General features: G+C 70.9%; 18 protein-coding genes. 8 read left to right on the top strand and 10 right to left on the bottom strand.

Going from position 1 to position 16224, the window contains the following annotated elements:
* Positions 1 to 14: 14 nt before the first annotated feature.
* Positions 15 to 1841: an autotransporter assembly complex family protein gene (locus DIE16_RS29845; protein ID WP_124893964.1), complete on the bottom strand. Its 1827-nt coding sequence runs from the start codon at positions 1839 to 1841 to the stop codon at positions 15 to 17.
* 254 nt (positions 1842 to 2095) lie between these two features.
* On the opposite strand from DIE16_RS29845, the gene DIE16_RS29840 reads away from it, so the two are divergent.
* The 4 genes from DIE16_RS29840 to panD all read left to right on the top strand — a co-directional run bounded on the left by DIE16_RS29840 (position 2096) and on the right by panD (position 4686).
* The gene (locus DIE16_RS29840) at positions 2096 to 2284 is read left to right on the top strand and encodes a DUF3460 family protein (RefSeq protein WP_044849219.1); all 189 of its coding nucleotides are present in this window, start codon (positions 2096 to 2098) and stop codon (positions 2282 to 2284) included.
* 4 nt (positions 2285 to 2288) lie between these two features.
* Positions 2289 to 3161, top strand: a complete 873-nt coding sequence (locus DIE16_RS29835) for a ScpA family protein (protein WP_044849220.1) — start codon at positions 2289 to 2291, stop codon at positions 3159 to 3161.
* Positions 3162 to 3418: 257 nt separating this feature from the next.
* A complete protein-coding gene (gene panC / locus DIE16_RS29830; RefSeq protein ID WP_044849221.1) occupies positions 3419 to 4258 on the top strand; it encodes a pantoate--beta-alanine ligase in 840 nt (279 codons plus the stop codon).
* Between the two features lie 41 nt (positions 4259 to 4299).
* The gene (gene panD / locus DIE16_RS29825; protein WP_006484038.1) at positions 4300 to 4686 is read left to right on the top strand and encodes an aspartate 1-decarboxylase; all 387 of its coding nucleotides are present in this window, start codon (positions 4300 to 4302) and stop codon (positions 4684 to 4686) included.
* A gap of 195 nt (positions 4687 to 4881) precedes the next feature.
* Here panD and DIE16_RS29820 read toward each other — a convergent pair whose 3' ends face one another.
* From DIE16_RS29820 to DIE16_RS29810, 4 genes are all read right to left on the bottom strand, one after another.
* Complete coding sequence (locus DIE16_RS29820) at positions 4882 to 5541, bottom strand: ParA family protein (protein WP_044849222.1); 660 nt, start codon at positions 5539 to 5541, stop codon at positions 4882 to 4884.
* A gap of 127 nt (positions 5542 to 5668) precedes the next feature.
* Positions 5669 to 6082 carry a DoxX family protein gene (locus tag DIE16_RS29815; protein ID WP_044849223.1) on the bottom strand — a complete coding sequence of 138 codons (414 nt, stop codon included), beginning with the start codon at positions 6080 to 6082 and terminating at the stop codon, positions 5669 to 5671.
* 164 nt (positions 6083 to 6246) lie between these two features.
* Positions 6247 to 6387, bottom strand: coding sequence for a hypothetical protein (locus DIE16_RS36795; RefSeq protein WP_185735533.1), 141 nt, complete (start codon positions 6385 to 6387; stop codon positions 6247 to 6249).
* An 81-nt stretch (positions 6388 to 6468) separates the two neighbouring features.
* A complete protein-coding gene (locus DIE16_RS29810) occupies positions 6469 to 7971 on the bottom strand; it encodes a cobyric acid synthase (RefSeq protein ID WP_124893960.1) in 1503 nt (500 codons plus the stop codon).
* A gap of 74 nt (positions 7972 to 8045) precedes the next feature.
* Between DIE16_RS29810 and cobU the strand changes: the two genes are divergently transcribed.
* From cobU to DIE16_RS29790, 4 genes are read left to right on the top strand one after another with little or no spacing between them, the layout of a single operon-like run.
* Positions 8046 to 8606 carry a bifunctional adenosylcobinamide kinase/adenosylcobinamide-phosphate guanylyltransferase gene (gene cobU, locus DIE16_RS29805; protein WP_124893959.1) on the top strand — a complete coding sequence of 187 codons (561 nt, stop codon included), beginning with the start codon at positions 8046 to 8048 and terminating at the stop codon, positions 8604 to 8606.
* Entirely contained in the window at positions 8600 to 9544 is a 945-nt protein-coding gene (gene cbiB / locus DIE16_RS29800; protein ID WP_124488458.1) for an adenosylcobinamide-phosphate synthase CbiB, read from the top strand. The genes cobU and cbiB overlap by 7 nt, the downstream gene beginning before the upstream one ends.
* On the top strand, positions 9537 to 10556 hold the full coding sequence (cobD, locus tag DIE16_RS29795) for a threonine-phosphate decarboxylase CobD (protein WP_124893958.1): 1020 nt from the start codon (positions 9537 to 9539) through the stop codon (positions 10554 to 10556). The genes cbiB and cobD overlap by 8 nt, the downstream gene beginning before the upstream one ends.
* Positions 10553 to 11464, top strand: a complete 912-nt coding sequence (locus DIE16_RS29790) for a cobalamin-binding protein (RefSeq protein WP_124893957.1) — start codon at positions 10553 to 10555, stop codon at positions 11462 to 11464. The genes cobD and DIE16_RS29790 overlap by 4 nt, the downstream gene beginning before the upstream one ends.
* Before the next feature lie 152 nt (positions 11465 to 11616).
* Here DIE16_RS29790 and cobC read toward each other — a convergent pair whose 3' ends face one another.
* The 5 genes from cobC to DIE16_RS29765 are packed head-to-tail and all read right to left on the bottom strand — an operon-like array spanning position 11617 to position 15867.
* The gene (cobC, locus tag DIE16_RS29785; protein WP_124893956.1) at positions 11617 to 12201 is read right to left on the bottom strand and encodes an alpha-ribazole phosphatase; all 585 of its coding nucleotides are present in this window, start codon (positions 12199 to 12201) and stop codon (positions 11617 to 11619) included.
* A complete protein-coding gene (locus DIE16_RS29780; RefSeq protein ID WP_124893955.1) occupies positions 12186 to 12962 on the bottom strand; it encodes an adenosylcobinamide-GDP ribazoletransferase in 777 nt (258 codons plus the stop codon). Before DIE16_RS29780 ends, cobC begins: the two co-directional genes overlap by 16 nt.
* On the bottom strand, positions 12952 to 14007 hold the full coding sequence (cobT, locus tag DIE16_RS29775; protein ID WP_124488463.1) for a nicotinate-nucleotide--dimethylbenzimidazole phosphoribosyltransferase: 1056 nt from the start codon (positions 14005 to 14007) through the stop codon (positions 12952 to 12954). Before cobT ends, DIE16_RS29780 begins: the two co-directional genes overlap by 11 nt.
* Before the next feature lie 52 nt (positions 14008 to 14059).
* Positions 14060 to 14872 carry an ABC transporter ATP-binding protein gene (locus tag DIE16_RS29770; RefSeq protein WP_124893954.1) on the bottom strand — a complete coding sequence of 271 codons (813 nt, stop codon included), beginning with the start codon at positions 14870 to 14872 and terminating at the stop codon, positions 14060 to 14062.
* Positions 14869 to 15867, bottom strand: coding sequence for an iron ABC transporter permease (locus DIE16_RS29765; RefSeq protein ID WP_124893953.1), 999 nt, complete (start codon positions 15865 to 15867; stop codon positions 14869 to 14871). The genes DIE16_RS29770 and DIE16_RS29765 overlap by 4 nt, the downstream gene beginning before the upstream one ends.
* Positions 15868 to 16224: the final 357 nt, after the last annotated feature.

The raw sequence follows: 16224 nt of genomic DNA, 5'->3' as shown, positions 1-16224 counted from the left end.
CTCGTGCAACAAGGTCAGAAGGCGATGCCGAGCGTCAGGTACGGGCGCACGCTGTGGTTGCGCAGTCCGTACGCGACGTCGACGTTGATCGGGCCGACGGGGCTGCGCCAGCGCGCGCCGATGCCGACGCCCGGATAGAACACGCGCTCGCCCCACGCATCGGTCGCGGTGCCGATGTCGAAGAAGGTCGCGGCGCCCCAGTCGCGGTTGAACCAGTGCTGGTATTCGGCGGTGCCCGTCATCAGGTACTTGGTCGGCAGCACGGAGCCGGCGACGCTGTTGCCGATGCTCTGGTAACCGTAGCCGCGCACCGAGTTCGAGCCGCCCGCGCGGAACAGCAGCGATGCCGGCACGCCGGTCGAGCTGCCGCTCGTGAACACGCCGCCGAGTTCCGCGCGGAACACGAACAGGTCGCGCTTGCCGATCGGCACGTACTGCTGGCCGCGCGCGTAACCGCGGATGAAGGTCTGGTCGGTCAACACGCCCTTGATCGCGAAGCCGGCCTCCGCGTGGATCAGGTTGCCCGAGCGCGGGAACAGCGGATCGTCGACGTTGCGGCGCGTCCATGCCCACTGCGGCACCAGCGCGCGGCTCGTGGTCGGGCCGGCGCCGTTCTGGTCGAGCCGGTCCTGGTAGAACATCAGCGAGTACGCGTAGTCGATAAACTGGCCGGTGCGCGTGCGCTGCACGCCGACCCGCGCGCTGTAGATGCGCGTGTCCGACACGTTGGTGTTCGTGTACGACGCGAGCACGCTGTTGGTCCACCCTTTCGCGCCGGGCGGCATCGCCAGCTGGACCTGGCCGTACTGCTGGATCTGGTCGAGCCGGCCCGACACGGTGAACGGCCACGCGGCGCCGAACGTGTCGAGATACGTGTAGGAGCCCTGCACGTGCGGGCCCGTATCGGTCGCGTAGCCGACGCCGCCGCGAATGTTGTTGTACGGGAACTCGCTGACCTTCACGTGCACGGGCGTACGCTCGGGCTTCGACGTATCGTCGCCGACGTCGATCGCGACGCTCGCGTAGTACGGCGTGTTCTGCAGTTGCCGCTGCAGCTCGGTGATCCGCTGCACGTCGTAGATCTCGCCTTCCGACAGCGGATTGACGTTCGTGACGATCTTCTCCGGGTAGCGGCGCACGCCATCGACATCGACCTTGCCGATCGTGAATGTCGGGCCGCTGTCGAACGTGACGGCCAGCGTCGCGCGCTGCGTGCGCGGGTCGATGCGCGCCTCCGACGACGCGATCTTCGCGCCCAGGTAGCGGCGCGCCTGCAATTGCCTGAGCGCCGCGCCCTTCGCGACGTCCCAGTCCGATTGCGTGAACGGGTCGCCCGGCTTCAGCGAAAACGCGAAGCGGGTCGCGGCCTCCTGCTTCGGATCCTCGGTGCCGACGGGGCCCTTGAACGTCAGGTCGACCGTCGACACGACGGTCTGCGGCCCCGGATCGACGGCGACGCGCACGTCACGCTTGCCGTCGCGCGTGCGCACGTCGGTGCGCACGACCGGCGAAAAATAGCCGGCCGTCGCGGTCAGGTCGCGCACCTGCTGCGGTGTCGCGGTCACGAGGAAGTCGAACTGGTCGTCGCTGATGTCGTCGCGCTTCGCGAAGCGCGCGATGTCGAGATGGGTCTTGAGTAGCTTGCGGATCGAGCGCGGCGCGTCGATGTCGACGTCGTACTTCGCGTAGGCCGGCAGCACGACGAACGCGGCGAGACAGCCGACGAGGGCTGCCCGGGCCGCCGCACCGGCGCCGCGCCGTGCGCGACGACCGGGGTGTCGGGCCGCGCGCGGGCTCGTCTCATACGTCGTGTGTGCTTGCTGGTTCGCGTGACCCGCCAAATATGACCTCACCCTCGGTTGTCGTGATTCCGTGGAAAACCCTGTATTTGACCACAAGGCGGCGGCCGTGCCCGCGCGGGCCCCGCTTTGACGCTTGCGCGCAACGACGCGCGCACGGGCGCGGCCGGCCGCGCCGCGGGCACCGGCCAGCGGATTCGACGCGCGATTGCCGCCGGCTGTTCCCCGCGATGCGGTAAAATCCCGCCATCGCGAATCCGGCGCATCGTGCGCCGCCCGAAACGGAAAGCCAAGCCATGCCGTACCAGTCCGACGTCACGCAATTCCTGAACCAGCTCAAGCAACAGAAGCCGACGCTCGAAGAAGAGCAGCGCAAGGGCCGCTCCCTGCTGTGGGACAAGCAGCCGATCGACCTCGACGAGCGTGCCGAGCAGCAGGAATCGCGCGTGAAGCAAACGTCCTACGTCTACTACCAGAACTTCTGACGACGTGAGCGCCGCCGACGAGGCCAGCGCCGCCCGGCAGGACGACGCGATCGCCGCGCCCGCGGGCGCCGATTCGACGCCCGACACGGTCGACGGTGTCGCGGCGTTCGCACGCCTGTACGGCGAGCCGCTCTTCAAGCTGCCGCAGGACCTCTACATCCCGCCCGATGCGCTCGAGGTGTTCCTCGAGACGTTCGAAGGCCCGCTCGACCTGCTGCTGTACCTGATCCGCAAGCAGAACTTCAACGTGCTCGACATCCCGATGGCGCAGGTCACCGCGCAATATCTGGGTTACGTCGACCAGATCCGCACGTCGAACCTCGAGCTGGCCGCCGAATACCTGCTGATGGCCGCGATGCTGATCGAGATCAAGTCGCGGATGCTGTTGCCGGTCAAGAAGGCCGACACGGGCGAGGAAGCCGAGGATCCGCGCGCGGAACTCGTGCGCCGCCTGCTCGAATACGAGCAGATGAAGCTCGCCGCGCAACGTCTCGACCAGTTGCCGCAGCTCGGCCGCGACTTCCTGCGCGCCGAGGTCTACATCGAGCAGAGCATCACGCCGCGCTTTCCCGACGTGAACTCGGACGACCTGCGCGCCGCGTGGGCCGACGTGCTCAAGCGCGCGAAGCTCGTCCAGCACCACAAGATCTCCCGCGAGGAGCTGTCGGTGCGCGAACACATGAGCCTGATCCTGCGCAAGCTGCAGAACGCACGCTTCATGGAGTTCGCCGACCTGTTCGACACGTCGCGCGGCGTGCCGGTCGTGGTCGTGAACTTCATCGCGATGCTCGAACTCGCGCGCGAATCGCTCGTCGAGATCACGCAGCCCGAACCGTTCGCGCCGATCTACGTGCGCCTCGCCTACCTGCCCGCGTAAGGCGCCCGCCGCCCCCGCCTCACCCCGCACACCGAAACACGCCGCATCCCGCCGCCGGGCCCGCCCGCGCGGGCTGCCTGCGGCGCGCCCGCGTAAAAAGTGAACGATCGTACTTTTTTCGATGCGTCCGGCGGCCAAATCCTCTACAATCCGCCGACGCCCGATGCGCCGCCCGCGCGCCGGCGTTCTCCGCTTCGACCCCGACGCCGCTGTTGCGGCGCCAACGCGCGCCTGCGCGAGGAACCCGCTACCCGATCATGAAAGTCATCAGCTCGATCCAGGAACTGCGCGACCAGTTGCGCGGACAGAACCGCACGGCGTTCGTGCCGACGATGGGCAACCTGCACGAAGGTCACCTGTCGCTGATGCGCCTCGCGCGCCAGCACGGCGACCCGGTCGTGGCGAGCATCTTCGTCAACCGGCTGCAGTTCGGCCCGAACGAGGATTTCGACAAATATCCGCGCACGCTGCAGGACGATATCGAGAAGCTGCAGAAGGAAAACGTCTACGTGCTGTTCGCGCCGACCGAGCGCGACATGTATCCGGAGCCGCAGGAGTACCGCGTGCTGCCGCCCGACGACCTCGGCGGGATTCTCGAGGGCGAGTTCCGCCCCGGCTTCTTCGCCGGCGTGTGCACGGTCGTCACCAAGCTGATGTCCTGCGTGCAGCCGCGCGTCGCCGTGTTCGGCAAGAAGGATTACCAGCAGCTGATGATCGTGCGCCGCATGTGCCAGCAGCTCGCGCTGCCGGTCGAGATCATCGCGGCCGAGACCGTGCGTGACGAGGACGGCCTCGCGCTGTCGTCGCGCAACCGCTACCTGACGACCGACGAGCGCAAGGAAGCGCCCGAGCTCGCGAAGACGCTGCAACGCGTGCGCGACAGCGTGCTCGGCGGCGAGCGCGACCTCGGCACGCTCGAGCAGCACGCGCGCACGCATCTGGCCGAGCGCGGCTGGGCGCCCGACTACATCGCGATCCGCCGCCGCGCGAACCTGATCGCGCCGAGCGCCGCCGAGCTCGAAGCCGGCGAGCCGCTCGTCGTGCTCGCGGCCGCGAAGCTCGGCGCGACGCGCCTGATCGACAACCTGGAAATCTGACGGGCCGCCCGCCCTCGCCTCACACGCATCACGGAGATACCATGCAGCGCCACATGCTCAAATCGAAGATCCACCGCGCGGCCGTCACGCACTGCGAGCTGCATTACGAAGGCTCGTGCGCGATCGACGAAGACCTGCTCGAAGCGGCGGGCCTGATCGAAAACGAACGGATCGACATCTGGAACATCAACAACGGCGAGCGCTTCTCGACCTACGCGATCAAGGGCGAACGCGGCAGCGGGATGATCTCGCTGAACGGCTCGGCCGCGCGCCGCGCGCAACTCGGCGACCTCGTGATCATCGCGGCGTTCGCGATGGTCGACGAAGCCGAGCTGCAGGCCGGCTGGAAGCCGAAGCTCGTGTTCATCGACGAAGGCAACAAGATCAAGGGCCACCGCGACCACGTGCCGACGCAGAACTGGACCTGATTCACGCGGCCGGCCGGCGTATCGCGGCGCGCCGGATCGCTGCCGCGGCGCCCCGCGCGCCTGGGCGGCCGAAGCCGCGCAGCCGCATACGTACGAAGGGCCTGATCCGGCACGCTGCCGCATCAGGCCCTTCTTCATTGGAGCGGGAACCGACCGAATTCGACCGGCTGCGCCGCGCGGGTTCGCCTCGCGCGCTCAGGACGCCTTCGCGACCTTCTCCGCTTTCGGCGCGCGGCGCTCGGCCCATTCGACGATCGGCCGCCACTGCTCGAGGTCCTTCTCGACGCGGCTCTTCGCGACGTCCCACAGCGTCAGGCCGTGCGCGGCGATCTGCACGTAGTTCTGCGTGTCGCGCACGTAGCCGAGCACCGGCAGCCCGAGGCCTTCGACGAAACGGTGCAGCTGGTCGGACGAGCGCGTGCGCGCGTCGACCCGCATCCCGACGATCCCGACCTCGACGCTGCCCTTGCGCACGGCCTTCTCGCCGGCGAGGCGCTCCAGAAACTGCTGGGTCGCGAGAATATCGAACATCGACGGCTGCAGCGGCACGATCACCTTGTCGGCGAGCTGCAGCGCGACGTTGAGCCGGTTGCCGTGCAGCCCGGCCGGCGTGTCGATCACCGCATATTCGAGGCCGCGCGGCGGCTTCGACGGCGCATCCGGGTCGAGCTCCCACGCCTCGATCGGCGGCAGGCCGGCCGGCCGCAGGTCGAGCCACGCATGCGCGGACTGCTGCCGGTCCAGATCGGCGAGCGCGACCCATGCGCCCTGCGCCGCGAAATAGCCGGCAAGATTGGTGGACAGCGTGCTCTTCCCCACGCCGCCCTTCGGATTCGCCACCACGATGACCGTCATGAATTCCCCCGAAAAAGCCGTGCGGCGCCTGCCGCCCTGGCAGGCGCCGCTCGATTGCGGATACAGGGAGCGATGATATCGGCAAACGGGGTGTCACCGGAACGGGTTGCGCCGAAGCCCGCCCCGTTTATGCGGTCCGCGTCGCGGCGCGCGGTGCGCCGAGCGCGAACGCACCGCCGCCCAGCAGCGCCTGCACGGCCAGCGTGACGGCCCAGAACGCCGGGTATTCCCAGCCGCCGTTCGGCGACGCGAAGCTCCAGCCGTTCGGCAGATGCGCGGACACCGCGCCGAGCATGAACGGCAGCAGCACGAGTGCGGCGATCCGCACGCGGAAGCCCGCGAGCAGCGCGAGGCCGCCGGCCAGTTCGACGACGGTGGTGACATACGCGAGCCAGCCCGGCAGGCCGATCGACGCGAAAAACTGCGCGGTGCCGGGCAGCGTGAAGACGAACACCTTCTGCGCGACGTGCGCGAGGTACAGCACGCCGAGTGCGACACGCAGCAGCGTCGCGCCGAGATCGTTCAGGCGATTGGGGTTCATGGCGAATTCCTTCGTGAGTGGATGGGAATGGATCGCACTCTATTCGAATCGTTTCGACCAATAAACATGCATTTCGGCTTTAACTGATTCCTGAATGGAACGAATCGGATCATGAAAAAGGGCATGATCGATCATGCCCCGATGCCAGCACCCCGCTGCGAACCTCAGCCGCCGCTCTTGCCCTGGGCGGCGTCGCCCGAACCGGCCGGCCCGCCGCCCGGTGCATACGAATCGCACGCGTGCGCAAGCGCCGACGCGCCCAGCAGCACCGCGAGCAGCACACTCAACCACCATCGACCCTTCATCGTCGCGCTCCTTCGGGCGGACCTCCGCCCATCTGAGTTGTACGCGATCCGCCGCAAAATGCCAGGCCGGCACGCCATGCGTCAGCGGAACTCGGCGTACAGCGCGCGCAGGTCGAGATGCTCGGCGAACGAATCGGCCAGCCGCTCCAGCGACGCCTCGCGCAGCGCCGGATAGTCGATGCGTTCCGCGCCGTCGAGCCCCGCCCATGCGAGCAGTGCCGCGCACGCGTCGGGCGCGTCGAACAGCCCGTGCACGTAGGTCGCGAGGATCTGCCCGTCGGCCGACCGTGCGCCGTCCGGGCGCACGCCGCCCGGTGCGTCGCCCGCCGCCAGTTCCAGCGCGGGCGCCGCGAGCGCGGGCCCGCGCGTGTCGCCCATGTGGATCTCGTAGCCGTGAACCACGGCCGCGCCCGGCAGCGCGAGATGCCCGGTCACGTTCTTCAGCGTCTTGTCCGGCTGCAGCGTCGTGTCGAAATCGAGCAACCCGAGCCCAGCCACGCTGCCGGGCACGCCTTCCAGGCCGAGCGGATCGTCCAGCGTGCGGCCGAGCATCTGCATCCCGCCGCAGATGCCGATCACCTTGCCGCCATAGCGCAGGTGCCGGCGGATCACCGCGTCCCAGCCCGTGTCGCGCAGCCACGCGAGATCGCGCTGCACGCTCTTCGAGCCGGGCAGGATCAGCAGGTCGGCGTCCGGCACCGGGCCGCTCTTCCAGTACGTGAACTCGACCTGCGGATGCGCACGCAGCGGGTCGAAATCGGTATGGTTGCTGATCCGCGGCAAGGCGGGCACCACCACGCGCAGCACGCCGGCATCGCCGCGCGCGGCGGCGCTGCGCGCCTGCGACGGCAGCATGTCCTCGGCATCGAGCATCAGCCCGTGCAGGTACGGCAGCACGCCGAATACCGGCTTGCCCGTCTGCGCGCGCAGCCAGTCGAGGCCCGGTTCGAGCAGCCTGATGTCGCCGCGAAAGCGGTTGATGACGAAGCCGCGCACGCGCGCGCGCTCGCTGTCCGACAGGCACGCGAGCGTGCCGACCAGGTGCGCGAACACGCCGCCGCGGTCGATGTCGGCCACCAGCACGACCGGGCAGTCGACACGCTCGGCGAAGCCCATGTTCGCGATGTCGCCTTCGCGCAGGTTGATTTCGGCCGGGCTGCCCGCGCCTTCGACGAGCACCGTGTCGTAGCCGGCGCGCAGCCGCGCGTACGACTCGAGCACCGCGTCGAACGCGACCGGCTTGTAGTCGTGGTAAGCACGCGCGTCGAGGTTCATGCGCGCCTTGCCGTGAATGATCACCTGCGCGCCGCGGTCGCTGGTCGGCTTCAGCAGCACCGGATTGAAATCCGTATGCGGCGCGACGCCGGCGGCCAGCGCCTGCAGCGCCTGCGCGCGGCCGATCTCGCCGCCGTCGGCCGTCACCGCGCTGTTCAGTGCCATGTTCTGCGGCTTGAACGGCGCGACCCGCGCGCCCGCACGGCGCGCGAGGCGGCACAGGCCCGCGACGAGCGTGCTCTTGCCCGCGTCGGACGTCGTGCCCTGGATCATCAACGTGCCGTGCGGCTGCGGTTCGGGTGCGTTCATCGTGTGCAAAGTCGTGGCGAAGCAAACGCGCATTATCGCCCGCGTGCGGCCGCCCGCGCCGTTACAATCACGCGATGATTCCGCACGACCTCACCTTCGTCCTCGGCGGCGCGCGCTCGGGCAAGAGCGCGCACGCCGAGCGGCTCGCCGCCGACAGCGGCCGCCCCGTCACCTACATCGCGACCGCGGCCGCGACGGCCGCCGACGCCGAATTCGAACGGCGCATCGCGCATCACCGCGCGCGCCGGCCGGCCGACTGGGGTTTCGCCGACGCGCCCGTCGACCTCGCCGGCACGCTCGCGCGGCTCGACGATCCGCACGCGTGCCTGCTCGTCGACTGCCTGACGCTGTGGCTCACGAACCTGCTGTGCCCGCTCGACGGCGAACCGCTCGACGATGCGCAGTACGCGGCGCAGGTCGGGCGGCTCGAGCACACATTGCACGGCGCGCGTGCGAAGGTGATCGTCGTCAGCAACGAAATCGGGCTCGGCGTCGTGCCGCTCGGGTCGGTCACGCGCCGCTACGTCGACGAACTCGGGCGCCTGAACCAGCGCGTCGCCGCGCTCGCGACGCGCGTGACGCTGCTGGTCGCCGGGCTGCCGCTCGAACTCAAGGCCGGAGCGCCGTCATGCTGATGCTGTCGCTGCCGCTCGTCGCGATGCTCGCGGTCGCGGCCGCGATCGTCGATCGTGTGATCGGCGAACCGGCCGGCTGGCATCCGCTCGTCGCGTTCGGCCGGCTTGCCGCGCGCATCGAAGGCGCGCTGAACACGGGCCGGCGCGGCCGCGTGGTCGGCGTCGCCGCATGGGTCGCGGCCGTGGTGCCGCCGGTGGCCGTCGCCGCGTGGCTCGCGGCCGTGCTGCCCTGGCCGCTCGCGGCCGCGCTGCACGTCGCGCTGCTGTGGTTCGCGCTCGGCGCGAAGAGCCTCGCCGACCATGTCGCGCCGATCGCCGCTGCGCTGCTGCGGCACGATCTCGATGCCGCACGCGCGCTGACCGCACGGATCGTGTCGCGCGACACGAGCGCAGCCGACGAAGGCGCGCTGTCGCGCGCGGCCGTCGAATCGGCCCTCGAGAACGGCAACGACGCGATCTTCGGCGCGCTCTTCTGGTTCGTCGTCGCCGGCGGCCCCGGCGCGCTGCTGTTCCGGCTCGCGAACACGCTCGACGCGATGTGGGGCTATCGCACGCCGCGCTTCCTGACCTTCGGCTGGGCCGCCGCGCGACTCGACGACGCGCTCAACTGGATTCCCGCACGCCTCACCGCCGCGAGCTACGCGCTGCTCGGCGACACGGCCGCCGCGTGGCGCTGCTGGCGCACGCAGGCGCGCCACTGGGACAGCCCGAACGCGGGCCCCGTGATGGCCGCGGGCGCCGGCAGCCTGAACGTGCAGCTCGGCGGCCCGGCCGTCTATCACGGCGAAATCGAAGACCGTCCCGCGCTCGGCACCGGCGCACCGGCGACGGCCGCGCACGTCGTCGCCGCGCTGTCGCTCGTCACGCGCACGCTCGCGCTGTGGCTCGCACTGCTCGTCGCGAGCGGCGCACTCATCCTCGCAACCCATCATGTCTGACGCACGCATCCCGCACGGCGGCAACCTGCACGAAGCCGCGCGCCGCCACGGCATTCCGTATGACGCCTGGCTCGACCTGTCGACCGGCATCAATCCGGTCGGCTATCCGGTGCCGCCGGTCCCGGCCGACGCATGGCGCCGGCTGCCCGACGACGGCGACACGCTCGCCGCATGCGCGGCCCGCTACTACGGCGCACCCGATGCCGCGCACGTGCTGCCGGTCGCCGGCAGCCAGGCCGCGATCCGCGCGTTGCCCGCGCTGCTGCCGGCCGGCGACGCCGGCGTCGCGCCGCTCGCGTACGGCGAATACGCGCCTGCCTTCGCGCGCCACGGCCATCGTGTCGTCCCGCTCGACATCGCCTCGGACGCGTTGCCGGCGACGCTGCGTCACGTCATCGTCGGGAATCCGAACAATCCGACTGCCGAGTTCGTTCCGACCGAACGGCTGCTCGGCTGGCATGCGCAACTGTCGGCACGCGGCGGCACGCTGATCGTCGACGAGGCCTTCGCGGATACGGGCACCACGCCATCGCTCGCGCAGTACACCGATCGTCCGGGCCTCGTCGTGCTGCGCTCGGTCGGCAAGTTCTTCGGGCTCGCCGGCATTCGCGCGGGCTTCGTGCTCGCGCGTCCCGAGCTGATCGCCGCGCTGCGCGACATGCTCGGCGCGTGGACCGTCAGCGGCCCCGCGCGTCACGCGGTCGCCGCCGCGTTCGCCGACCGCGCATGGCAGGCCGCCGCGCGCGAGCGGCTCGCGGCCGACGGCGCACGCCTCGCCGCGCTGCTGCGCGCACACGGCTTCGCGGTGCACGCGACGCCGCTGTTCAGCTGGACAGACGACCCGCGCGCCGCCGCGCTGCATACGGCACTCGCCACGCACGGAATCTGGACGCGGCACTTCGCGCAACCGTCGAGCGTGCGCGTCGGCCTGCCGGGCAACGAAGCCGAATGGCTGCGCGTCGCCGACGCGCTCGCGCAGTGCGTGCCGACGCTGCAACGGGCATCCGCATGAACGCCCGCCCGTTGCGCCGGTTGCCGGCGCTCGCGATGCTGGTCGCGCTCGCGCCCTTCGCTCACGCCGACATCACGACCCGCGACGATGCAGGCAATGCCGTCACGCTGCCCGCACCGGCGCAACGCGTGATCAGCCTCGCGCCGCATGCGACCGAACTGGTCTATGCGGCCGGCGGCGGCACGAAGCTGGTCGGCACGGTCACGTACAGCGACTACCCGCCCGCCGCGCAGGCCGTGCCGCGCGTCGGCGACAACAAGGCGCTCGACCTCGAGCGGATCGCCGCACTGAAGCCCGACCTGATCGTCGTCTGGCGGCACGGCAATGCCGAGCGGCAGACCGATGCGCTGCGTGCGCTGCACATTCCGCTGTTCTTCAGCGAACCGAAGCATCTCGACGACGTCGCGACGTCGCTGCGCCGTCTCGGCACGCTGCTCGGCACGGAACCGGTCGCCGACGCGGCCGCGGCATCGTTTTCGCGCGACATCGCGGCGCTGCGCGCGCGTTACGCGGCGCGCCCGCCCGTCACGATGTTCTTCCAGGTATGGGACCGGCCGCTGACGACGCTCAACGGCGCGCATCTGTTCAACGACGTCGTCACGCTGTGCGGCGGCCGTAACGTGTTCGCGGCGCTGAAGCCGCTCGCGCCGACCGTCACCGACGAGGCCGTGCTTGCGGCGAATCCGGAAGCGATCGTGACGACGAGCGCCGGCGCGACACGCTCGGACGCGCCGCTGCCGAGCCTCGCGCGCTGGCGTGCATGGCCCGCGCTGACGGCCGTGGCGCGCAACAACCTGTTCGCGATCGACGGCGATCTGCTGACGCGGCCGTCGCCGCGGATCGCGCAAGGCGCGGCCGCGCTGTGCGAGGATCTCGACGCGGCGCGGGCGCGGCGGCCGGCGCGCTGATTTCGGGCCTTGATGCGCTCGCCCGCGTCAGACGAGCACGCGACTGCCTACGCGTCCCAGTGGACGACTTCCCACATGCGGGCGGCATCCCCCATCCGACGCTGATTTCGGGCCCTGATGCCCTTGCGCGCGTCAGACGAGCACGCAACTGCCTACGCGTCCCAGTGGACGACTTCCCACGTGCGGGCGGCATCCTCCATCCGCAACCAGACGACGCCGCTCGTCGGCACTGATCGTGACAGCAGCGTATCGAGCGGCACGCGCAGCGCATGCGATGCGAAGGCGCGAATCACGCCCGCGTGCGTGATCGCCCATTGCGGCGCGTCGGCCTGTGCGACCTCGCCGGCCACGCGCGCCACGCGCTCGACGAACTGCGCGACACTCTCGCCGCCATGCGCGCACGCATGCATCAGGTCAGCCGCCCATGCATCGAGTGCGGCGCGGTCGATGTTGTCCCAGCGCTGCAGTTCCCACGCGCCGAAGTCCATTTCCTGCCAGCCCGCGTCGCGCCGCAGCGGCACGTCGAACGCGTGCGCAAGCCGCTCGGCGACCGACGCGCAACGCGTGAGCGGACTCGTCCAGACCTGCGCGGGCAACGGCGCCCCGAGCGCCGCCAGACGCTCGCGCATGGTCCGCGCCCCCGCCTCGGCCGGTGCGGCGAGCGGCACGTCGCTGCGTCCGTAGCACACGCCCTGCTCGACAGCGACGGCCGGATGGCGAATCAGGACGAGATCCATCCGAGCACCACGAGATAGATCGCCAGCTCGCTCAACTGCTGCGCGAAGCCGAGGCAGTCGCCCGTATAACCGCCGATCCGCTTCACGAAATAGCGGGCCGCCCATGCGCGCACGAGCACGAGCGCGACGACGGCCGCGACGCCCGCGCGCCAGTCCGGCCAGAACAGCCACGGCAACCCGAATGCGGCCACGACGCAGGCCGCGCGCGCGCCCATGCGCCGTGCGACCGGTTTTGCCTTGCCTTCCGGCCGGACGTAGTCGAGCGACATCAGCAGGCTCACGGCCGCCGCGCGGCTCGCCGCATGCGCGGCGATCATCGTCCACGCGGCGCGCAGCGGCGGCATGGCCGCGAGCGCCTGCCACTTCAGGCCGAGCGCGATCACGAGCGCGGCCGCGCCGAACGTGCCGATGCGCGAATCGTGCATGATCCGCAGCACGTCGTCGCGCGCGTAGCCACCGCCGAACGCATCGCAGCTGTCGGCCAGGCCATCCTCGTGGAATGCGCCGGTCGCGAGCAGCGTCGCGGCCATCGACAGCCCGACCGCGATCGACGCCGGCAGCACGCGCAGCGCCGCGAGATAGACGAGCGCGCCCCATGCGCCGACGCACGCACCGACCAGCGGGAAGTAGCGTGCGGCCTGATCGAGATCGCCGGCCGCGTAGCCGATCGCGCGGGGCACCGGCACGCGCGTGAAATAGCCGAGCGCGACGAAGAAGTAGCGCAGTTCGGCGCGTACGCCCTGCGCGCGTTCAGGCGTCACGATTGTCGACGCCCGCGGATTCGAAGCTCGCCATCTCGGTGAGGAACGCGGCCGCCGCGCGCACCAGCGGCAGCGCGAGCGCGGCGCCCGTGCCCTCGCCGAGCCGCAGGTCGAGCGCGAGCAGCGGCTTCGCGCCGAAATGCTCGAGCATGCGCCGGTGCCCGGCCTCGTGCGACGCATGCGAGAACACGCAGTAGTCGCGCACTCCGGGCGCGATGCGCTCGGCGACGAGCAAGGCGGCCGTCGCGATGAAGCCGTCGACGAGGATCGTCATCCGCTCGCTCGCGGCCGCGAGATACGCGCCCGTCATCATCGCGATCTCGAAGCCGCCGAACGTCGCGAGCACGTCGAGCGGCGCGATCGCATGCGAATGCCGGACGAGCGCGCGGCCGAGCACCGCGCGCTTGTGCGCGAGCCCCTGGTCGTCGAGACCCGTGCCGCGCCCGACGCACGCGTCGATCGGCACGTCGAGCAGACGGCTCATCAGGCACGCGGCCGACGACGTGTTCGCGATCCCCATTTCCCCGAAGCCGATCACGTTCGTGCCGAGCGACGCGTGCACGCGCACGCGCGCGGCACCCGCGGCGAGCGCCGTTTTCGCCTCGTCGTGCGTCATCGCGGGTTCGACCGCGAAATTGCGCGTGCCGCGCGCGACCGGCAGCGACACGAGCCGGTCGGACACCGGCAGCGGCGACGCGACGCCCGCATCGACGATCTCGAGCACGCTCTGCGCGACGCCCGAGAACGCATTGATCGCCGCGCCGCCGGCCAGGAAGTTCGCGACCATCTGCGCGGTGACCGACTGCGGATACGGGCTCACGCCCTCGGCCGCGATCCCGTGGTCGCCGGCGAACACGATCGTCACGGGACGCTGCACGTGCGGCCGCTCGGTGCGCTGGATCAGGCCGATCTGCAGCGCGAGCGCCTCGAGCTGGCCGAGGCTGCCGGGCGGCTTGGTCTTGTGATCGATCACATGCTGCAGACGCTTGCGCAGCGTGTCGTCGAGCGGCGCGATCGCGGGCGGGAAGTCGGTCGGGTTCGTCATCGGAAGGTTGCCTCGTTGGTGCGGCCGCTGCCGCGCATCGAAAGAAGGAAGTTCATCGTCGCTCGGGCCACGCGGGCAGCAGCGCATCGCGACCGTTCTCGCGGATCAGCACGAGCGGATAGCCGAACGCGTCGCTCGCGCGCGCCGGCGTCAGCACGTCGAGCACGGGGCCCGCCCACGCATGGCCGCGGCCGTCGAGCAACAGCGCGTGCGTCGCGAAACGCCGCGCAAGATTCAGGTCGTGACACGAGAACAGCACCGTGCGCGGGCCCGCGTCGAGCCACACGCTCAGCGCGGTCAGGCCGTCGATCTGATGATGCAGGTCGAGATGCGCGAGCGGCTCGTCGAGCAGCATCAGCGGCGCGTCCTGGCACAGCGTCGCGGCCAGCGCGACACGCTGCCGCTCGCCGCCCGACAGCGACAGCACGTCGCGCGACGCGAGCGCGCTCAGCCCGAACGTCGCGAGCGCGTCGCGCGCGGCCGCGCGGTCTGCCTCGCGCTCCCAGCCCCAGCCACCGAGATACGGAAAGCGGTTGAGCAGCACAGTGTCGAATACCGTCGCGCTGAAAGCGTCGTGCAGTTGCTGCGGCATCAGCGCGCGGCGCCGTGCGAGCTGTTCGGGCGGCCAGGCGGCGAGCGGCCGGCCGTCGATCTCGACCTGCCCGCCGGCCGGCCGCTGCAGGCCCGCGAGCGTCGCGAGCAGCGTCGTCTTGCCGGCGCCGTTCGGCCCCGCGACGCACCAGATCTCGCCGGGCCGGAACACCTGCGTGAAGCCGTCGAGCAGGGTCCGTGCGCCGGCCCTCAGCGTGAGGTCGAGCGCCGCATAGGTCACGTCGCCGGCGGTGTGCGGTGCGGCATGCGTCATCGCATCGGTCTCCTCAGCAACATCCACAGGAACACCGGCACACCGATCAACGCGGTCATCACGCCGACCGGCAATTGCGCGGGCGCGATGGCGGTGCGCGCGAGCAGGTCGGCCGCCATCACGCCGCCGCCGCCCGCGAGCATCGCGGCGGGCAGCAGCATGCGCTGGTCGTTGCCGAATGCGAGCCGCAGCGCGTGCGGCACGACGAGGCCGACGAAACCGATCGTGCCGGCCGTCGTCACCGCGGCCGCGGCGGCCAGCGACGCGACGAGGTAGATCCGCATGCGCAGCCGCGCGACCGGCACGCCGAGCGCGAGCGCGGTCGCGTCGCCACGCAGCAGCACGTTGAGTTGCGGCGCGGCCGGCAGCGCGACGCAGGCGGCCAGCAGCAGCGCGCCCCATGCGAACCAGGGCGCCGTCACGCCGTTCAGATCGCCCGTCAGCCAGAAGATGATGCCGCGCAGCCGCGCGTCGGGCGCGAGCGACAGCAGCAGCGTGACGAGCGCGCCCCACCCGGCAGCGATCACGACCCCCGTGAGCAGCAGCCGCGGCGACGCGTCGCGCGCATCGCCGCGCCACAGTTCGCGGCGCGCAAGCCCGAGCACGAGCGCGACCGACACGAGCGCGCCGGCGAACGCGGCCGCATCGACGAGCCACCACGCGGCGCCCCCGATCATCGCGACGAGCGCGAAGCCGGCCGCGCCGCCCGACACGCCGAGCACGTACGGCTCCGCGAGCGGATTGCGCAACAGCACCTGCAGCAGCGCACCGGCCAGCGCGAGCAGCGCGCCGCATGCGAAGCCCGCGAGCGCACGCGGCAGCCGCAACGTGCGCACGATGTCGGCGAGCAGTGCGTCGCCGCCGTGCGGCACGAGCGACGCGAGCGCCTGCCACGGCGACATCGGCACGCTGCCGATCGACAGCGACGCGACGAACAGCAACGCGACCACGGCCGCGAGCGCGACCCAGATCGCGGCGGCACGCGCGGCGCTCATGCGCCGCACGGCATCGCGCATGACGCGTGACGCTTTCGCTGACCGTCATGGCCGGCCGGGCGCGGCACCGGCGTCGCGCTCCGGCGTGTCGTAGGCATACGCAAGCTCGTCATCCTCGTCGAACAGGTTGTTGATGCGTGCACGGACGAACCGTGCCCGGTGATGTCATCGCACGCACGGTCAGGATGCCATGCGCGGCATGACGCATGATTCACGGCCGGCGACGCCCCATACCGCGCGCGACGATCGGCACCCGGATTCCGCATTTCGTCGCCCGGGACCCGCGATGCGGCGGCCGGCCGCGTGACGGTCGCACCGACGTGACACGCGCGCGATCCGTCGAGCCGCATCCTCGCG

The organism is Burkholderia sp. Bp9090 (assembly GCF_003857985.1).
Classification (GTDB): domain Bacteria; phylum Pseudomonadota; class Gammaproteobacteria; order Burkholderiales; family Burkholderiaceae; genus Burkholderia.
This window is presented reverse-complemented; position numbering and strand designations above follow the sequence as displayed.